This window comes from Paenibacillus jamilae (genome assembly GCF_050482105.1).
Lineage (GTDB): Bacteria > Bacillota > Bacilli > Paenibacillales > Paenibacillaceae > Paenibacillus > Paenibacillus jamilae_B.
In genome coordinates this window covers 58,637-78,767 of the sequence record NZ_JBCNHI010000005.1, presented here as the reverse complement: position 1 = coordinate 78,767, position 20,131 = coordinate 58,637, and the positions used below count along the sequence as shown (strand labels likewise).

Below are 20,131 nucleotides of genomic sequence, written 5' to 3'. Positions count from 1 at the left end.
TGTATGATTAACTTGTCGGCTTAGCTGTATTATAACAACAGTTTGAAACTGTATCTGTGACCTGCATCACATTATTTCAAAATGTTTCCATAACTACACGCGAGCCTCCTCCTGCCTGCTCTGCAGGCAGGACAACCAGCTTGCGCGGGAGACGGGCCCGCAATTCGGGTACATGGCTAATCACCCCAACAGATAGTTGATCGTGGTGCAGCTTCTCCAATGAGGTGATCACTGTGTCAAGCAGTTCAGGGTCCAACGTACCAAAACCTTCATCCAGAAAGAAAAATTGAAGAGGGTATTGGCCCCGCAATTGAATTTGAGCCGATAGCGCAAGCGCAAGCGACAGTGAGGTCAGGAACGTTTCGCCGCCCGACAAAGTCGAAACCGGACGTTTGACTCCACCGTTGGCATCATCACTAATGATAAAGCCACCGCTAGAATCTACTTCTAGCGCATAGCGCTGCTTGGTCAGAAAACGCAGACGACGTGAAGCGGATTGACTGACCTGCATAAGCTGCTCCTCGGCAATATATTCAACGAAGGCATTACCGCGAAAAACAGACTGGAGCTTTGACATTTTCTCTGCCTCACTACGCAGGTGTATACGATTGGACTCCAGCTCCATCCAGCGGACGTGCCGACGCTGCAAGTCCTCTAAATCACGCTCAGCCTTGGCACGGTTCTGAAGCGCCTCTTCGTCGCGTGCACGGCAATCACGCAGCCTCGCAGTGGTCGTTTCCCACTGTTCCTCTGTTACTGTTGCTCCATTCAACTGCTCTTCGACATGCTTTAAACGGGAAGACAGCTCCTTCTCCCGTTCCCGGTGCAAATTCACTTCACGCTCATAGCGTGCGACTTCTTCCGGTCCCAAGCAGCATTCCATGACCTCTGCTTCTGTAGTAAAAGAGGAAGCTTCCAGACGGGTCTCCCAACGGGATTCTGCCGTCTGCCGTCTTTCTTCTGCCGAGTCGGAGGCCTGCCGCGCTATCAGTGAAGCATGAACAGCCTGCTGCTTGCGTTCTTCCGCTTCGGTACGGCGGCGTGCAGCAGCTTCGGCTCCGTCTTTCAGTCCGGACAAGCGTGAGGCCGCTTCTTCCAGCAATGAAGCTGCCTGGCCTTCTCCGACCCACTTTCGGAGCTGTTCTAGCTTTTCACGCAGCAAATCATCTTTGCTTTGCAGCCCTGTTCGACGGGCAATAATGATTTTGTCTTCTTCGATGATGCTTTGCTGTATCTGCTGTACACGCGCTGCCTTTTCTTCGAGGAAGGTCACGCTCGTCTCCAGCCGGGATCGCAGCTCTTCCGCACGCCGGTCGCGCTCCTGCATGGCGCGGTAACGCTCCGCAGCTTGGTCCGGACCGACATCCGGCAGTTGCGCCGTCCATTCGGCGCGCAGCCCCTCGCTGCGCGTGGTGCAGGCTGCGCGCTTGGTCCGCGCCTGCGCCAGTGCTGCAACAGCCGCTTCCTGCTCGGCGGCTGCACGGATACGCCGCTGCTGTCCGGCGGTGTCTGCCTCACGCAATGCCTGTGCCTCGGCAGGCAGCGTATGCGCGCGAGCTGCCAGCTCAGCCGCAGCTCGCTCCAGCGCTGCACAGCGCTCCGCCCATGCAGCGACACCACGCGGCGCAATTGGCGCTGCATCGGGCGTAATTGGCTCGCCCGTGGCGGCAGCGCCGCTGTCAGGGGCGGTAGGCTGCGCCAACAAGCTGCGCTGCTCGTGCAGCTGCTGGCGCAGCGTGAGATGCAGCTCCTGTAAACCGAGCCGCAGACGGTGCAGCTCATCTGGCGCAGCGGAATCCGCACTATGAGCCGCCATAGCAGCAGGTGCGGGGTGATGCAGAGAGCCGCACACTGCACATGGCTCTCCTTCACGCAGTTCGGCAGCGAGGTGCTGTGCGAGACGCCCGAACTCCTCGGCACGGAGCTCGTGACGCAGCTGCTCCTCCTCGGCAGCCAGTGCCGACACGTCGGCTGTAATTTCCGACTCCAGCGCCAGCAACGCCTCAATGCCTTCAGCCGCCTGTGCAGCAAGGACAGAACGTCGTGCCTCGGTCTCCTGTGTCTCCTGCTCCGTTAGCTTTAGACGTTCGTCTGCTAGCGCATGACGTTTCTCCTGAGCTAAATACTCCTGTTCAGCTTCCCGCCACTGCTCATGCGCAGTCTCCAGTTGTTGCAATCGCTGCATTGCCTCTTGCAGTATACGCCGCTCATCAGCCCGAACTTCGTTTTGCTTAAGCTCCTGTTGAAGCTCCTGCTGCCGTTTCAAACCTCGTGTCTGTAACTCCTGTTCCTTCGCTAGACCTGCCGTATGCTCCGCAAGGGTTTGTTCGCTATGCACCAATTCGGCTGCCAAACGTTCTCTTTCGGTCCGCAGCATTTCCGTATCACGTTCCAGTTGAAGTGCCTGCTCCAATTGGTCAATCCGAAGCAATAGCTTTGGTTCTTCAGCACTGAGTGCTTGTCGCGCCTGCTCATCTGCTTGCACAGATACAAGCGCTGCCTCCGCTGCTGAGGCAGCCTGGACTGCCATCTGTTCAGCATTCTTTTGCCGTTTGTCTGCATCAGCAACGGCTTCCTTCCAATCCGTCATTGCAGGCAGCAACGCCTCCGCTGCAGATGCTTGTCGCAGCTTGCGCTCCAGCAAAGCAATGCCTGACTCCTGTCTTGCCATCTCCTCCAGCTCGCTCGCTCTTTGGCTAAATTCAATGACTAGCTCCCGTGTTTTGTTCAGCGTCTCCGCTTCCCGCGAAACACGCTCTAGCTCGCTGCGTGAAGTCTCTGCATGGGCAATCGCTTCCTTGAGACGCAGCTTTACAAGCTCAAGCGCTTCAGCACTCGCATCCCCCAGCCCCTGTTGCTCTGCTTCCAGCGCTTTCAGGGCGATGTCGTTGTCCTTCACACGGCGGCTCAGCTTCTGAGCAAGTTGATCTCCGTACTTCTCCAGATGGAACAAGCGCTGCAGCATCTGTCTGCGTTCACTGCCCTTTAAGGACAAAAATTCCGCAAACTTCCCCTGCGGCAATACGACAGCGCGTGTAAAATCGTCCATTTTCAGGCCAATATATTCCTCCACACAGCGTGTCACATCCTGTACCTTATCGGCAAGCACTTCCTCGCCATCTTCTGTGTATGCAATAAAACGGCTAAGCGTATTATTGACCGATACGCCTCCTGAACGTTTGAAACGTCTTTCTACGCGGTAACGGCGGGGTCCTTGAGCTGACATCAATTCAAACGTAAATGCTACAGACAACGTATCCTCAGCATGGTTCATAATGCCTTGTGTACCATTCACCGCCCGTTCCACTTTACCGTACATAGCCAACGTAATGGCATCCAGCAACGTTGATTTACCGCTACCCGTTGGACCAAAGATTCCGAACAGTCCCGTTTCGGTCAAATCATCAAAGCGAATTTCCTGCGACTCCCGGTAGCTTTGCAACCCTGCCAGTTTCAGAAGGATCGGTTTCATACTTCATCCTCCTCAGCATGGTCTCTTGCATCATCCTGTTCTACCAGTTCCAGAAACAGCTGTACTAATCCGTCATCCGGCTGTGCTCCGCCCGTCTGTCGTTGGTAAAACGCCCGAAACAGCTCATGCACCGGCAATTCTGAACGCTGATGTTCCAACTGTGCTGCAGCCATTTCCGGGTACACAGGGCGAATATGAATGATGCCTTCACGGCTTTTGCGTAGCCGCTGAATATCCCCCATTGACATTGCTTCATCCAGCGTAATTTCCAAGTCAATAAAGGCATCCGCATCCAAGCCTTCATCCAGCCAGTGATATACTTCCTCCAGACCTCCCCGTGCTCTCCACCTTACTAATGGGCGTCCACTGGTAATATACAGCTCTTCAACCTGTGCTGGCTTGCCGGCAATCACGTCAATTAACGTAACCGATTTGGCTTGTCCAGCTTCGGAAAAGCTATACGCCAGCGGAGAGCCACTATAACGCATCAGCCCATCGCCCTTCACATATTGGGGACGATGCAAATGCCCCAGAGCCGTATACTGTGCCCCAATGCTTAAAGCAGACGGATCTACGGTATAGGCTCCCCCGACCTGAATCGGGCGTTCCGAATCCGACTCCAGCCCGCCAAGCACATAAATATGGCTCATCGACAAATTAACAGTATCGGGTCGAAACGCTGTACCCAGCTGCGACATCAGCATCCCAACACGACGGCTATATGCCTCGCGTAATATGGTTTCATCTCCGTCTTCAGACAATAGCTCATTCAGACGAGACTCGGAGGGATATGGCAAGGCTGCAATACATGCCATTTCACCTGTTCGCGGTGTATGGACACGCACTGCTTCCCCGTGAGGCAATCCCAGCAATGTAATTCCGCGCCCACTCACCAGCGGCGTGACCGAGGCTACCCTTTCTGGCTGATCATGGTTGCCAGCAATGACCACTAGCGGTCTTCCTCCAGCCGCAAGGCGCGCAGAGGCTTCATAAAACAATTGCTCTGCGGCAGCCGAAGGATTGACTGAGTCGTACACATCCCCAGCCATCATAATCAAATCCGCCTGCTGATCATCAGCCATTTTTACCAATTCTTCCAAAAACGCCTCCTGCTCCTTCAGACGGCTGCGCCCTTCCAGCGTGCGGCCCAAGTGCCAATCCCCTGTGTGCAAAATTCGCATGCTACTCCCCCTCTCCCTATCTATATAACTACAGCTGTACACTCTCTCCAGCTTCTATAAAATACAACCATTTCTCAGCAACCTTTTTGCCTGTAATCTCTTCAATCACACGGGCATACAGCTCCAATTGAAAACGATATTGGTCCGTTAAATGTGACGGCGTACGATATTCGGTTATCCGGTCTGTTTTATAATCCAGCAGCACAAGCCCTTCGGGAGTTTCAAACAGACAGTCAATGATCCCGTTCATTAGCACTTTATCGCCCTGCCCGTCTTCCGTAACTGTGTTCTGTTCTGGCAGCACTGCGGGTAAGCTGTGGTTCCAGTAATCGGTTGCCCGCATGGTATAAGTAAACGGAAGCTCACGCTGAATACGGGATGAACCCAGCAATCTCTCCCCTAGCTCACTAGAGAAAAACCGTAATATTTTATTCGTATCCAGCGCCTTTGCATGAACATCCAGTAAGATACGTTGATTCAGCAAACGAGCCTTTGTTTCCTCGATAACCTCAGCACTCATTACTCCATCTAGGGGCAAATGCAGCAGCAACGTATGATAGACCGTCCCTCGTTCCGTAGGAGTCAGTCGCTGATTGCCCATAAACTTAGGTCGGCGCAGATGTAATTGACTGCCCCCACTGTCAGAATTTTCACGATCTTCTGGTAAGTTTGCTTGTTGGGAGATAGAAGATAGATTTAGCCAATCGTCCGATCCCGTCTCCTGCATCTCCAGCCATCTTTTCATCTCCGTAACCGATGTATTGGCTGCTGTCTTGCCCGCCCGTTCATATGGGTAGTTCCAGGAAAGAGCCGCAGCAATATCCGTTTCACTCTCTTCGTTCAATTCGATTAGTTCCGCATTTCTCAGTGCTTCTGTTTTCTTTTGACGATCTTCGGCCGACACCTCTTCTTCACGATCCGGGTTCACACGAGAGCCAGAAAGTGTTTCTGAGGCTACGATTTTAAATAACCAGTCTGCCCCCGGCATGTGCTCCAGCCTGTGATAGTACCCATCCTGTTCCCCTGCCGCTTCCCTCAGCGAAACAGCAGGGGGAAGCCGAATTAATGCAGGGCCTACCCAGTCCAGATAGCTGCGGCCTGCCGCCAGCATATAGTCTGGTAATACTGTATCCGTATGCTCCTTCACACGTGCCCAACCCGCTGCACGGGAAGCGAGATCCTTCACAGTTCCGGTCATAATCAGCTTTTCACGTGGACGCGTAAGCGCTACGTATAGCACCCGCATTTCCTCAGCCAATAGCTCCAGTTGTGAGCGTCGACGAATCGCTAAATTAGGCAGTGTAGGGTAGCTGACACGGTTGTGTTCCTCCACATATTTAGGACCAAATCCTAACTCCTTGTGCATAAGAAACGGTGCATTCAGATCCTGTTGATTGAACATTTTTGCCGTCCCCGCAATAAATACGACAGGAAATTCAAGCCCTTTACTTTTATGAATGGTCATAATGCGGACAGCCTGATCAGGTTCAGCCCCCCCGCTGATCGATCCTAAATCACCGCCTCGCTCCCGCAGACGGGAAATAAAGGTCAGGAATCGGAACAAGCCTCGGTTGGATGTGGAAGTCTCATACTGTCTTGCTCGGTCATATAAGGCCCTTAGGTTGCTTTGACGCTGTGAACCGCCAGGCAGTCCACCCACCCAATCCAGATATCCTGTTTCCTCCAGCACATTCCAAATCAATATACTTAAGCTGCCTTGTCTGGCTTCCTGCCGCCATGCGTCCAAATTACGCAAAAATGAACGTAGCCGGGCAGACAACGTATTCCCGTCATTTCTATGGACTGGGTCAGGTGAAGATAGCAAGTCCTCAGTGAAAAGATCCATCTCCATAACGTCAGCAGAGATTTCTTGTGCGTTCCCCTCAACATGTTCGGTCTCTGCCGCCGCCAGCAATGCATCATAAAACAATCCATCCGGCTTCTCCAGCCGTATTTGTGCCAGTTCATCTTCGGTCAAACCGACAATTGGCGAACGAAGCACAGATGCCAGCGGGATATCCTGCTGCGGATTATCAATAATGTGCAGGAGGGACAACATCACCTCAACTTCCGTTGCCTTAAAAAAGCCTGTCGTCTGCTCTCCAGAGGCCGGAATGCCTTCAAGCCGCAGCTCCTCGACAATTAAGGGAGCCCATACGCTTGCTGAGCGAAGCAAAATGACAATATCACCGTAGACTGCTGGACGCATCGCTTTTAATCCCCGGTCGTAAACCAACAGTGGTTGTCCGTTATCTCCCGTCAGCTCCTTGATCCGTTGCGCAATCGCCCGAGCTTCTAACTGTGCCGTTTCGAGCTCCACAAGCTCGGCCAGCTCACTTTCCTGTAAAGTCGATTCGTCCCCCGTTTCAGACAACTCTGAATCATCGGAAAAACCACGTCCGCCTTTATCAACTAACAGCAGCTCAGGTGCGTATGCAGATGTGGCGTCCTGCTCTGTCTTTTCGGGATAGGACGCGCCATGTACAAGCCACGCTCGCTCATCGTACTCAATTTCCGCCACATCCACACTCATAATCTGACGGAATACCAAATTGACCGCATCGACAACTTCCTCCCGACTGCGAAAATTACGCGCCAGATCAATTAAAAAGCCATCTTCCTGCTCCTGCATACCGTACCGTTGATACTTATTCAAAAACAGTCCCGGCTCTGCCAGTCGAAACCGATAAATACTCTGTTTCACGTCTCCCACCATAAAACGGTTACCCGGTTCCTCACGTGATACCAGCCTAACGATATCTTCCTGTACGGTATTCGTATCTTGGTACTCATCCAGCAGCACCTCGTCGAACTGCGACTTGTATTCAAGTGCAGCATCGGAAGGTAACAGCTTGTACGGAGTAGAGTCAGGATGTCTTAATATCTTTAGACAATAATGCTCCAAATCCCCGAAATCCACCAATCCTTTTGACTGCTTGTGCTGTTGAAATCGTTCCCCGAAAGCAATCACGGTTTCCACCAGTTCGTCCATCAGAGGAGCCGTTGCATGCAATTCCTCCAAATAAGCTTCTGCTCTCCTACCGAATAGGGAAGCCTTCATATCGGTAATCATTTTTTTGGCGGCCTCGCGTAGCGTCTTAACCCGTTCCTGCAAGGCAGGTTCGGTTTGATCTTTTTTGACTGGCTTGAGCTTACCAAAAGACGCAGTCTGAAAATGATCATACAGGGATGCCCACGGCTGTGTCTCCAGCTCCTGCAGCAATTCCTTCACCATCGCCGCATCTTCTTGCAGCGTCACCGCATAGGGTGCGGGACCACCGGGCAGTATAGCTGTTTCATGCGCCTGTTCCAGCAAACTCGCTGCTCCGCGTAACGACAGGGCAGCATCCGCCAAAATACTGCGCACCCAGGGAGTCTCCCCCAAGGCAGCTACATCCTGTACACGAAATGCTGCTGCCGTCTCCCGCAGCCAATGCTCCGGCCAAGGATGGCTCTGCGAAAAATCGTACAGCCGTTGAACAAGTACATACATCGCATCATCCGTGCGTTCTCCACTAAACCAGTCGACCAGTCTGCGGAATGTACTGCCTTCATCATGAAGCTCATATTTTTCCTCAAACAGTTCTTCCAGAAGCTCCTGACGCAACAATTCAGTTTCATGCTCATTCATAATCCGAAAGCCGGGATCAAGAGGAATGGCCTGATAATGCCTGCGGATGACCTCCATACAAAAAGAGTGAAGCGTCGTAATCGAGGCCCGATTCAACAACGATAGCTGGCGACGCACATGTTCACTTTCCGGTTCCTGTTCCAGTACACGTTCCAGCGCTTCGCGTATCCGTTGGCGCATTTCAGCGGCTGCAGCCTTGGTAAAGGTCGCCACCAGCAACCGATCCACACTGAAGCCGAGCTGGGGATCGACAATTTTGCGAATAATACGCTCGACGAGCACCGCTGTTTTACCAGACCCCGCGGCTGCCGCAACCAGCATGTTGTTACCGGATTCCGAAATGGCACGCCACTGATCATCGCTCCACATGCTTCCTTCTGGTTTCGGTATGCCTTTAGCGTTTGATATGCTTATCATTGCTTCATCCCTCCTTTCCCTTCCTGTGTATGACCGAGCAGATCCCAGACCTGATCCTTCCCCGGTTTAATCCATTGATTGTAACCACTGCCTTCCAGACTATCGTCAAATTGACATACAGGCTTAAAGGAGCAGAAGGTACATGCCGTCTCTTGCTGGATACGATATGGTTCAATGGCAACATCGCCCTCTGTCATCCGTGTCCCAATCGTCCGAATATTGTTACGCACCGACGCTAACAGACTATCCCACTGTTCAGGCGAAGCAACGGAAGCACTGCTATAAAAACTGCCGTCTGCTTTCACCGCAACAGGTAAAATGGAGGAATAACCCTTGTCCAATGCCGTATCCATTTGCCCAACTACATCCCGATCCGCAAGCAATAATCCCTTCATCTTAAAACGTTTTAAAAGCTCCTGACGAGCCTGTTCTGCGCTAAGACCGTTAGGCGATTGCAGCATCGGATTGTGGACGTGAAAATACAGTGTACCCGCCGGATAAGCAGTCTCACCCAACCATTCCTCCGCCGCATTCAGCAGCACGTCCAGGTACGTGAGCATTTGCAGGGACAACCCATAATACACCTCATGCAGCTTAAGATCCTTTTGGCTGGACTTGTAATCAATGACACGCAAAAGCAATCCTTTTTCGCCCTCTGCCACATCCACGCGGTCAATCCGTCCGACAATTTCCATCACGACACCGTTATCTAACCGAAAGCTTAATGGAGGAAGCGGCTGACCCGGTCCAAAGTCCAACTCCAGTCCAATTGGCTCAAAGCTACCTCTACGTGCATGTTCACCCAAAATTAACGAAGCACGGCTCACGATGTCTTTTAACTTGCGTAAAATATAGCCATACCGCTTGGAGCTCATTAAAATCTCGCCTTGCAGACGAGGAGCGAGACGCTCCACCGTACTTTCTGCCTCTTGGCGACATTCCTCAGTAGTAAGGCTTCCCCAGCTGACATTGCGTTCACGCAGATTAATCGCCATCTCACCAAGCGCTGCATGGAATAATTGTCCGATATCCGGAGCCTTCAGACGATACATTTGACGTTCCTTCAAACGAAGACCGTGAGAGGCAAAGTGAGAAAATGGACATGCGACAAAACGTTCCATCCGGGATACACTGGTACGCAGCTTGCTGCCATACAGACGGCGACTCGTTTCCTTCTGCATTTCGGCATGATTCTCGTAAAAAAGTGAGGTCAACAGCTGACGCAGCTTGTCCTTCTCACGTCCCTGCTGGCTGGCATACCAGTTATATACCGCCCACCAGGAAGGTAAAATATCACCGCCACGACGCCAATGACGTAATTGCGCAATGAGCTGCGGCAAAGCCTCAGACGGATGGGAAGCATACTCCCATTGCGTCATCCAAGCATCTCCAGGCAAAGGGTATCCGGCCAGTGGACGTTCCTCTAGACCAGGAACCAGTTGCCGCACATGTCGCACTAACTCTGACGGCAGCAACGGCTTGCCTTCTTCATCAGTCACTGCATAGCTCATCCACAGGCTCTTACCCGCAGAGGTAAGGGCCGTATATGCAAGAAACCGTTCGTCCAACAGACGTCTTGTCATATCTGGCGCCAGGTCTACTCCTTGTTCGTTTAATGCCGTACGTTCCTGCTCGTTCAGCACACCATCCTCATGGAACACAGCTGGCATTACACCTTCATTCATCCCTAGCACAAAGGCATGTTGAATACCGGATACACGCGTACGGTCTGTGTTTCCGACGAGCACCTGATCCAGAGCCGGTGGAACAAGTCCCATACGGAACTCAGCCAATCCCGTTTCCAGCACACCCGCAAACAAAGCAGTATCCAGTCGCTCATCACCCATCATTTCGACGATTTGATCCAGCAGTTCAAGCACCGCATCCCATACTTGACGGTGCTCCTTCGCCTGCTCAGGATTTCCAGCTTCCTCTGCCTGATGAATGAAGGCGTCCAGCTTTTGACCGATTTCCGCATCTTCCAGCAACAGATATACGGCTTCGCTCTTCTCAAGCGCCGTTCTTGCCTTCCCTATACGCTTCTCAAAGGCATGTAAAGGCGTCACAATCACATCTCGGCACAACTCCATCAAATCCAGCGTTTCATCCCGTTGACGGTTACGTTCCTGTTCCTCCAGCTCCAGTGACAAACTAGGCACAGCCTGCCACGCCCGACCATCTGTCCAACGACTGCCTTGTATGCCGCAGGCCAGCACATAGTTTTCCAGACGGTCCATCTGCTCGCGGGTGACTCGACCGTCCAGCGGCAATAGAAGGTCTGTTTTGACCGCACGAAATACATCCTCGTATCGCCAGCGTCGCTGCACGATATCCAGTGAGGCCCGGATAAATTCCACTAAGGGATGATGAAGTATACTTCTCCGCTGATCCAAAAATACCGGGACCTGATATTGCTTGAATATCGGCTCCACCCATGGCTCATAATCTTCAATATGACGCACAAACAGGGCCATCTCCCGATAGCGTGCGCCCTCTTCGCGGGCCAGACGGCGCATTTCGCGTACGGCTCCTTCCAGCTCGGCACGGCGATTTGCCGCAGCATGCAGTTTTATGCCCTCTGGTTGTGTATCTGCCCATTGCTCTCGCAGCTGCTGCAGCCGTTGTCCCTGATTCCGCAGCCCTGTACGATGTTCGAAATTAGCTTCCAAATACGCCAACGCTGGACGTTCCTTAAATCTCGGCATCGGATCGGGGCGTAATATCTGTGTCTGCGTTTCAATCATCAGCTCCTCTGCCATTCCTTTAAGCTTGACGTAGGTAGCCGCTGAGGGATGAAACAAATCCAGCTCATGCGGGAGCTGTCCGCTTTCGTAGCTGCGGTTACAGGTCAGGGCCACTGTCAGCGAAGAGGCGTGCAGCATAAGCTGCTCCACCACCTTGTATTCATGCGGTGTAAACCTCCGGTAGCCATCCAGCCAAATGTCTGCTCCGTGCACGAGGGAAGACTGTGCAATCTGTTCTGTCAGCATGCGAAGCGTATCTTCACCATCGATATATTTAAGCGTCAGCTCCCGTTCAAAATCCTCATAGATTAGACTGATATCCTTGAGTTTACCTCTCAATATCGGAGTCGACTCCCCCGCAGCATGCATTCTCTCCAGTTGCTCCGGTACAGAGTGAGCAGCATTTCCGTACTGCTTTAGCTCTGTAAATAACGTATTCAACCGATCCACAAAACCGAGCTGGTCTCCCGAATCCTTAAATAAACTCAGTTCATCCTTGCGACGACGAATAATTTTATATAAAAGCATCTTCTTGCCTTCTTCAGTTACAGGCACCAGTGCTGAACCTCCTGTTTCCTGCATGACTAAATAGGCAAGACGATGGAATCCCATCACCTGGGCGCGCACCGACCCTTGAATACCGTTTCCGGCTTCTGTAAGCAATGCATGCTCTGAAGCAAATGACGATTGCTCCGGTACAAGTAGCAGCATGGGCTTACCTAGCGGCTCCTCGCGTAACATAGACGTCATTTCATTGCGGATTAACGTGCTTTTACCACTACCAGAGCGGCCAATCAATAAGCGGACCGACATGATGCGGCCTCCTTTCCAACCAACACAATCTATTAAACAGTATAGCATATCAGGCAAAGGAGAAAAGAACGTACGTTTGCCATGTTGTAGCAATTGGTCTCTTCTCAAAAAGCAAACAGTCCCGCAGGTTGGCTTGGTGCAAGCCTTTTTCTGCAGGACTGATTCATGCTAAAAGTGAATTTGTTTCACCTATTTATCTTTATCGCCTATACGTCGATTAACTGTGACATGCTAGAGATTCTACAGCTGTGTCCGGCTGCGTACCTCAAAGATGGCAAATTTCAAATAATGGCCTTCCTCTACACCTAAAATTTGAGGATGGTCCTTACCCGCTGCTCTCCAATCTACCAATCGAAGGATCTTCCCAGCATCTGCCGCCGCTTCCTTAATCGTGTCCAAAAACAGCTCCGGTCGCATATGGAACGAACAGCTCGCTGTCACCAAATATCCGCCCTCATTGACGAGCTTCATTCCGTGAAGGTTGATATCCTTATATCCACGTATAGCTCCTTTAACAGCATTCTTCGTTTTGGCAAAAGCTGGCGGATCGAGGATAACCACGTCAAAGGTACGTCCACCCCCTGCAGTCAGTGGCTTGGAGGTATCTCCTTTGCCGCCCGCTCGCGCAGCACGTTCCTCCACACCTTTAACCTGATTACGCAAATATTGAAAAGCATCGTCGACGACAAACTCGACACGATCCTCAAAACCATTCAGCTTCACATTATCGCGAGCACTTTCAATCGCATGTTCAGAAATATCCAGACAAGTTACCTTTTTCGCACCATGTTTACAAGCATTGAGCGTAAAGCTACCTGTATGTGAAAAACATTCCAATACGGTTGCACCGTCCCAGAATGGGAACTCAACCACCTTACCACTTTTATTCACAGGCTTCATGGCTGTTGTGCCGTCATCTCCTGGGTTTACAGCAACTTCCTGCAACGTTATTCCGCTACGCGCTCCCCAACCTGTCATCAACGGCGCAATGGCCGCACGATTTTCACGCTGGTCAAAGAAATAGCCTGTCTTCTGGCCCTCTACAATATCGACCTTGATTTGTAAGCCATTTTCTGTAACCACCACATGACGCGGGCAATCACCGTACAAAGGACCCTTCGTCTGCTCCAAACCTTCCAGCTCACGGATGGGTACATCACTACGCTCATAGATACCAACTGGTCCCATTACTTCAACAAGCGCATCTCTGATTTCTTCCCTGCGCCGATCCATGCCAAGCGTTAACAGCTGAACGACCAACATATCACCAAAACGGTCTACAATCAGCCCAGGCAAAAAATCAGCCTCGCCGTACACCAAGCGATAAGCGTTTCCTCCGGTCACAAAGCGTTCGCGATGCTCCAAGCAATTGCGGAAACGTTGGGCGAAGAAACTTTGGTCCATCACTTCCAGCGGTTCATAGGACACCACACGCACTGTAATTTGCGAAGCAGTATTATAGTAGCCTGTCGCCAAATAACGTCCCTGATGGTTCAGAATGTTGACCAAACCACCAGCTTCTGGCTCTCCCTCAACCTTAGCTATTTCATTTTTAAACACCCAAGGGTGTGCTTGCTCCAGCCTTTTTTTACGGCTGCGTTCTAATATTACTGAAGGCAAAATCCTTCACTCCTATTCTTGGATTACTCATAGTGATAAAAACGTTTTGTTCGATAGGAACGCGGCTCCGCGGTTCATTTGGTCTTACGATCACTCTCACTTCTCCAGATCCAAATGAACCGTTTCGCTACTGCCCACCTTTATATCGACATCACGCTTTTAAAGATTGTGTAGATACTACAAAATTATCGTTCCGTAAGAGAGCAGCTCGACCATGCTTGTCATGGCTGTCCTCGGTAGATCATAGGCTGTTACATAAGCGCTTTAGCGTTACTGTGTAAGAATCAACATGCTTCGGTAAACGTCAAAAACAATTCATTAAATTACCTTATAAAAAGGGGGGCTATGCCCGTGTTTATACATGTTATACTCCCGCTGTGCGGTGGGCTGCTTATTTTTTTAGGCGGAATGAAGCTGATGGAAGCTGCCCTCCGGCATTTGGCTGGCCCCTTCCTTACCCGCTGGCTGAATCGGGCTACCGTTTCCCCTTGGCGGGGGATGCTGTTCAGCTCAGGCATTACCGCTCTACTGCAAAGCAGCACCGCCGTAACGGTGCTGACGATCGGACTGGTCAACGCCGGGCTGTTGACCTACGGTCGCACGCTCGGCATCATTCTTGGCACCAATATTGGCACTTGCCTGACGACCGAGCTGATGGGCCTCCAGCTCGGCAAGCTGGCCGTTCCGTTGCTATGTGGATCACTGCTCTGCTGGGGCATTGCCGTCCTGTGGGGCGAAACAGTCGCCAGCCGCCAGTATGCATCTGCCGGAGCCTCATCCAGCTCCAATGGGCTTAGCCGTCCACAGGCTGTACAATTTATCAGCCTCGTCTTTGCTGGATTTTCGCTCATTCTGGCAGGCATCCGCGTGATGCAAACTGTCGGGCCCTGGATTGAACAGGCCGGACTATTCCGCTGGTTTCTTGAGCACGCTGCAGCCAACATGTGGTGGGCCTTCGCTGCTGGAGCCTGCCTGACCGCATTGGTTCACAGCAGCGCAGCCGTCATCGGTATGGCAATCAGCCTTGCTGCTGCGGGTGCCTTACCAGTTGATGTAGGGATCGCCATCGTCATCGGCTCCAATGTAGGCACCTGCGTGACTGCCCTGATTGCCGCTGTTGGCGGCAGCGTGACTGGCAAATTTGTGGCCTGGTCCCACGTATTACTGAACGTAGGCGGGGCATTGCTCTTTATGCCGTTGATCCCCGGGCTAGATATGGCCGCGGCCTGGATATCTACTGAACCCGGGGCCAAGGTAGCGCACGCCCAAACCTTGTTTAACGTCATCAGTTCTCTGCTTGCCTTGCCCCTCTGCTATTTACCTGTATGGACTCGTATAGAGGAGCGGATGTCCCTCCCTAGGACTAAACGTTAATTCCTAGTATGGACAGCGCCTTGCTCAAAATGACATCATTGTTATCATATCCACCTTGACGCTGAAGACGCCATGCTTCTTCGGGCGTATGCCACGCGACGCCTTTGATTTCTTCAATCTGTGCCTGTAAATTCCCATCCAGTGCCTCTACGAGATAATAATGAACTTCCTTGTCCACTTCCCCATACTCAGGGTGCTGGTACGTATAAGCAATCATATCCACATGCTGAATAATCCGTCCGTTCAGCCCTGTTTCCTCACGAATTTCACGTAACGCGGTTTGTTCGATTGTTTCACCTGGCTCCATTTTGCCTTTAGCCAAAGATATCTTGCCATATCGGTCGGTAATCAGCTGAATTTCAAGCTGCTCTCCCTGTTTGCGAAATACTACGCCACCTGCCGAAATTTCCTTTTTTGCCGCCATTCCTGTAATCTCCTTTCCTTGCGCAACAAGGATTCCGTCCTCTCTGTAAGGAAAGGCGAAATCCTTGTTGACCATCGCTATTGCCTATTCAGGCTCTTTTTTGTTTTACAAAGCTGTTTGCAGCCCATTCTCCAATACGCGGACCAATTGGCCTTCGCTTTCATTAACGCCCGCCTTTGTCAGCTTCACGCGACATACCTTGCCAACCAGATCCTGACTACCTTCAAACACCAGTTGAATGTAATTGTCACTATAACCGTAAAGTATACCACTATCTTCTGTCCCTTTAGGGGCTACTTCAGGAATAACCTCCAGCACCTGACCAACAAACTTCTCAGCATATGCCAGCTGCATTTGCTCTGACAGTTCAATCAGTTCACGCACACGTGCATTTTTTACGTCCTCGTCTACCTGATCCTCCATACGTGCCGCAGGCGTACCAGTACGCTTGGAATACGGGAATACGTGCATCTCCGAAAACCCGATTTTTTTCATCAGCTCATAGCCATTGCGGTACATTTCGTCCGTTTCCCCAGGGAAACCGACAATAATATCTGTTGTAATCGCTACATCCGGCATTGCCTTCCGAATCATAAGCATTTTGTTATAAAACTCTTCTGTCGTGTACTTGCGGCGCATCCGTTTCAACACTGTATCGTCCCCTGCTTGCAGCGGTATATGGAAATGACGAACCAGCTTATTAGAGCGTTTCAGCACATCCAGCATTTTTTCATCAATCTGGCTGGCTTCAATGGAGCTAATACGGATACGTTCCAGCCCTTCCACTTTCTCCAGGTCCCACAGCAAATCGGACAGATCATAATTATCCATATCGTCGCCATAACCACCCGTATGGATACCCGTGAGTACGATTTCCTTGTAGCCTGCGTGCACCAGCTGACGCGCCTGTGTAATAATGCTTGCGGCATCACGGCTGCGGGATAAGCCCCGCGACCACGGGATAATACAGAAGGTGCAGAAGTTATTACAGCCATCCTGAATTTTTAGAAACGCACGGGTATGATGAGCAAAATCAGGCACATCCATTTCCTCAAACACACGGGTCTTCATTATATTACGCACAGCGTTTACGGGTTGACGCGACTCTTGGATCTCCTTCACAAAAGGAATAATCTTATCTCGATCCTGCGTACCAATAACAAGATCAACACCTGGAATATCCATAATTTCGGCTGGAGATGTTTGAGCGTAACAGCCCGTCACTGCCACAATGGCATCTGGATTTCGGCGAATCGCGCGACGAATGATCTGACGGCTCTTTTTGTCACCGGTATTCGTAACCGTACATGTATTAATTAAATAGACATCAGCAGTCTGCTCGTCAAAATCCACCTGCTCATAACCTTCTTTTTTGAACAGCTGCCAGATCGCTTCTGTATCATAAAAGTTTACCTTGCAGCCTAATGTATAAAATGCCACTGACGGCATATTAAACCCCTCCCATTTCTCCTGTCTCATATAAAATGCATGCCAATGCAACCATACCTGCGGTTTCCGCACGTAAAATACGTCTTCCCAGTCCTGTAGACTGCGCCCCGGCCTGCTCGGCCTCCAGGCTTTCCGCTTCAGTAAAGCCGCCTTCCGGGCCTACCACCACCAGCACACGCGGCTTGTCGGTGGACGCCCATTGTCCTGCGAAAGGGCGGATTACATCCCGTAGCTGCTGCCCCTGTTCTTTTTCATAACAATAACATATCAAATCATACCCAGCAAAAGAAGCCAGAAGTTCTTTCCACGTCAGGGGTGCACTAATTTCGGGAATCCGATTGCGATGGCTTTGCTCAGCCGCTTCCTTCACAATTTTGCGCCAACGCTCCAGTCGCTTGCCTTCCTTTTTGGCATCATATTGCACAACTGTACGCTCGGATAAAAACGGTACGAACCCAGTGGCTCCGATTTCCGTACATTTTTGCATCACCGTCTCCATCTTGTCCCCTTTAGGAAGACTCTGCGCGATGGTGATCTGAACATACGGTTCAGAGGTCATCTCCAGCGGTTCAATAATCGTCGCTTTCACATGATCCTGCTCAATCGTATCCAATGCAGCCAGCGCTTCCCTGGATACCCCGTCACTGACTATAATTTTGTCGCCACTACGGCCGCGCATGACTTTGGCAATATGCCGTGCGTCCTCACCCGTAACAATTACGTGATCTTCTAGAAATTGCTCTGCTGGAATAAAATAACGCTGCATTCTCTCACACCTATTCTAAAAATAACTATTATCCATTAACGCTCCGTACAAATTCCGAATAAATCACCAAGCACCATCATATCATCTTTTGCTCCTCTATGACCAGTCTGTTCCCTCTTCCGTTCACGTTATACCGATTCTCGTAAAAAAAAGGAGCCCTTAGGCTCCGAACAATCCAGTAATGTAAAAAGAGAACTGCAAAAACTGTATATAAATCATCTGAGACAGCGTATATAGAGGTTCAATCGTTACAGCTCGTACCTGCGGAATTACCAGTATAAGCAGAAAAATAAAGATCGACCATTGCTCAAAGTGCTGAAGCTTGCGGCGCACAGGAGTCGGAGCTATATCCTCCACAATCCGGTAACCATCGAGTGGAGGCAGTGGGATCAAATTAAAGATAAACAAAAACAGATTTAAATTGATCAGCGCATTGATAAACAAATAGATTGCCTGTGCCACCCGCTGGTTCTCCATTCCCGGCAATACTTGAAAATGAAGGAGCACAGCATAGATCAGCGTCGTCACAAATGCAAGCAGCAGATTACTCAGCGGACCAGCAGCTGATACGATAATGCCCATGAGGCGCGGACGGCTAAAATTGTCACGATTAACCGGAACTGGCTTGGCCCAGCCAAAGCCTCCGATCAACAGCAGCAGCGTACCCAGCAGATCAATATGAACTGCCGGATTTAAAGTCACGCGCCCAAGCAGCTTGGCCGTAGGATCACCAAATTTATTGGCATAATACGCATGCGCAAATTCATGCACCGTAAACGATATGATCACAGCCAACAAGTAAAATGGAAGGACATTTAAATTTACACGAAAAATACTTTGTAAAAAATCCATGCTTACCTCTTTCTCGCTACAAACGCCAGCCAATCTTCATCTCGGTTGATTTCAGCAATTTCAAAGCCAGCAGCTTTCAATGCGGTTTCGACAGCCTCTTCTTTGTTCTTCCAAATTCCTGAAGCAATATAAATACCGCCTGGCTGTAGGGCATTATATACATCATCAATGAACAGCAAAATGATCTCGGCTAAAATATTAGCTACCACCAGCTTGACTGGCAGTTGAATACCCAGCGTTGGATCGCTTGCATTAAGCACGGAGAGCAAATCGCTTTCTTTAATGGTGATGCGCTCCTCCAGTTCGTTCAAACGCGTATTTTCACGCGCACTGGATACCGCTACCGGGTCAAGATCCAAGGCAAGTACATGCTTTGCTCCCAGCTTTACAGCTCCAATCGCTAAGATACCTGAGCCCGTACCAACATCAATGACTTCTTCTCCACCCTGAATCACGGATTCCAGCGTTCTCAGACACAGGGACGTCGTCGGATGTGTTCCAGTGCCGAAGGCCATACCCGGATCAAGCTCAATAATTTTTTCATCTTCACTCGCAGGCTCATACTCTTCCCAAGTCGGTTTGATGGTCAAACGATCCGATACACGTAAAGGCTTGAAATATTGCTTCCAGGCATTAGCCCAATCATCCTCGTTGACCGTTTTCAGCTCATACTGAACCTCTCCAGGATCAATATCAAATGTTCTCAATTGTTCAACTCGCGGCTCAATTTGTGCACGCACGCTGTCCATGTCCACTTCTTCGGCAAAATAGCCTTTGATGATTGCTTGTCCTTCAGGAATATCGTTCAAAGGGCGGTCGTACCACTGTCCATAAGACGTATCCCGCGGCTTGTTGAGTGAACCGGATTCTTCAATGGAAACCCCTCCTGCACCTGCTTCGTGCAGAAAATTCGAAATCATTTCGATGGCTTCCTCGCTTGTATGTATTGTAATTTCATTCCACAACATGGTTTACATTTCCTCCTCATTTCACATGCATACATTACATTGTACTATATACTCGCATAGGAGTTCAAAAAAGCTAGTATGACAAAGTCAATATTCGATTATATTGCTAGTGTTACGCCTACCACCCTGATATAAATCTACGAATGAATAGAACATGGGAAAAACATAAATAAGACGGGCTATCCCCAAGTCACCTTTTTTAGGTGGGATACCCGCCTTATTGTATTTTACTGGTTGTCGATTATGATACGCTGCTGACGGCGGTCAGCTAATTCACTACGCCGGATCGCTTCCAGATCCTCAGCATCTGCCTGCTCTGCCGAGAACTCAACATCCTCGTTTTTGGCAGACTGCATACGTTTAATTTTCTCGGTTTTGGTCAGCACTTTATCAAATCGTTTGTTTGTCGGCATCTGTCAC

General features: G+C 50.6%; 12 protein-coding genes. 1 reads left to right on the top strand and 11 read right to left on the bottom strand.

All coding sequences use genetic code 11. From position 1 onward, the window contains the following. Positions 1-76 precede the first annotated feature (76 nt). The 5 genes from ABEW32_RS04100 to ABEW32_RS04080 form a co-directional block, all read right to left on the bottom strand. Positions 77-3,472 carry an AAA family ATPase gene (locus ABEW32_RS04100; protein WP_430184952.1) on the bottom strand — a complete coding sequence of 1,132 codons (3,396 nt, stop codon included), beginning with the start codon at positions 3,470-3,472 and terminating at the stop codon, positions 77-79. Then, positions 3,469-4,653, bottom strand: coding sequence for an exonuclease SbcCD subunit D (locus tag ABEW32_RS04095; protein WP_430184950.1), 1,185 nt, complete (start codon positions 4,651-4,653; stop codon positions 3,469-3,471). The genes ABEW32_RS04100 and ABEW32_RS04095 overlap by 4 nt, the downstream gene beginning before the upstream one ends. 28 nt (positions 4,654-4,681) lie before the next feature. Next, entirely contained in the window at positions 4,682-8,701 is a 4,020-nt protein-coding gene (gene addA / locus ABEW32_RS04090; protein WP_430184948.1) for a helicase-exonuclease AddAB subunit AddA, read from the bottom strand. Continuing rightward, positions 8,698-12,258 (bottom strand): helicase-exonuclease AddAB subunit AddB, encoded by a 3,561-nt coding sequence (gene addB / locus ABEW32_RS04085; RefSeq protein ID WP_430184947.1) that lies wholly within the window; start codon positions 12,256-12,258, stop codon positions 8,698-8,700. The genes addA and addB overlap by 4 nt, the downstream gene beginning before the upstream one ends. A gap of 240 nt (positions 12,259-12,498) precedes the next feature. Beyond that, positions 12,499-13,878, bottom strand: coding sequence for a class I SAM-dependent rRNA methyltransferase (locus ABEW32_RS04080; protein ID WP_430184945.1), 1,380 nt, complete (start codon positions 13,876-13,878; stop codon positions 12,499-12,501). 351 nt (positions 13,879-14,229) lie between these two features. Between ABEW32_RS04080 and ABEW32_RS04075 the strand changes: the two genes are divergently transcribed. Then, entirely contained in the window at positions 14,230-15,252 is a 1,023-nt protein-coding gene (locus tag ABEW32_RS04075) for a Na/Pi cotransporter family protein (protein ID WP_430184943.1), read from the top strand. On the opposite strand, the gene ABEW32_RS04070 is transcribed toward ABEW32_RS04075, so the two are convergent. The 6 genes from ABEW32_RS04070 to ABEW32_RS04045 form a co-directional block, all read right to left on the bottom strand. Continuing rightward, positions 15,242-15,676: an NUDIX hydrolase gene (locus ABEW32_RS04070; RefSeq protein ID WP_430184941.1), complete on the bottom strand. Its 435-nt coding sequence runs from the start codon at positions 15,674-15,676 to the stop codon at positions 15,242-15,244. The two genes, ABEW32_RS04075 and ABEW32_RS04070, sit on opposite strands and share 11 nt — an antisense overlap. Positions 15,677-15,781: 105 nt before the next feature. Next, positions 15,782-17,125: a tRNA (N(6)-L-threonylcarbamoyladenosine(37)-C(2))-methylthiotransferase MtaB gene (mtaB, locus tag ABEW32_RS04065; RefSeq protein WP_430184939.1), complete on the bottom strand. Its 1,344-nt coding sequence runs from the start codon at positions 17,123-17,125 to the stop codon at positions 15,782-15,784. A gap of 1 nt (position 17,126) precedes the next feature. Then, positions 17,127-17,891, bottom strand: coding sequence for a 16S rRNA (uracil(1498)-N(3))-methyltransferase (locus tag ABEW32_RS04060; RefSeq protein WP_430184938.1), 765 nt, complete (start codon positions 17,889-17,891; stop codon positions 17,127-17,129). A gap of 159 nt (positions 17,892-18,050) precedes the next feature. After that, positions 18,051-18,743, bottom strand: coding sequence for a site-2 protease family protein (locus ABEW32_RS04055; protein WP_430184936.1), 693 nt, complete (start codon positions 18,741-18,743; stop codon positions 18,051-18,053). A 2-nt stretch (positions 18,744-18,745) separates the two neighbouring features. Then, positions 18,746-19,711, bottom strand: coding sequence for a 50S ribosomal protein L11 methyltransferase (prmA, locus tag ABEW32_RS04050; protein ID WP_430184934.1), 966 nt, complete (start codon positions 19,709-19,711; stop codon positions 18,746-18,748). Positions 19,712-19,938: 227 nt separating this feature from the next. Further along, a complete protein-coding gene (locus tag ABEW32_RS04045; protein ID WP_430184932.1) occupies positions 19,939-20,124 on the bottom strand; it encodes a YfhD family protein in 186 nt (61 codons plus the stop codon). Positions 20,125-20,131: the final 7 nt, after the last annotated feature.

Bases quoted from the DNA above. Each gene is read 5' to 3' on its own strand.
- ABEW32_RS04100 (WP_430184952.1), bottom strand. From the start codon at position 3,472: ATGAAACCGATCCTTCTGAAACTGGCAGGGTTGCAAAGCTACCGGGAG.
- ABEW32_RS04095 (WP_430184950.1), bottom strand. From the start codon at position 4,653: ATGCGAATTTTGCACACAGGGGATTGGCACTTGGGCCGCACGCTGGAA.
- addA (WP_430184948.1), bottom strand. From the start codon at position 8,701: ATGATAAGCATATCAAACGCTAAAGGCATACCGAAACCAGAAGGAAGC.
- addB (WP_430184947.1), bottom strand. From the start codon at position 12,258: ATGTCGGTCCGCTTATTGATTGGCCGCTCTGGTAGTGGTAAAAGCACG.
- ABEW32_RS04070 (WP_430184941.1), bottom strand. From the start codon at position 15,676: ATGGCGGCAAAAAAGGAAATTTCGGCAGGTGGCGTAGTATTTCGCAAA.
- mtaB (WP_430184939.1), bottom strand. From the start codon at position 17,125: ATGCCGTCAGTGGCATTTTATACATTAGGCTGCAAGGTAAACTTTTAT.
- ABEW32_RS04060 (WP_430184938.1), bottom strand. From the start codon at position 17,891: ATGCAGCGTTATTTTATTCCAGCAGAGCAATTTCTAGAAGATCACGTA.
- ABEW32_RS04055 (WP_430184936.1), bottom strand. From the start codon at position 18,743: ATGGATTTTTTACAAAGTATTTTTCGTGTAAATTTAAATGTCCTTCCA.
- prmA (WP_430184934.1), bottom strand. From the start codon at position 19,711: ATGTTGTGGAATGAAATTACAATACATACAAGCGAGGAAGCCATCGAA.
- ABEW32_RS04045 (WP_430184932.1), bottom strand. From the start codon at position 20,124: ATGCCGACAAACAAACGATTTGATAAAGTGCTGACCAAAACCGAGAAA.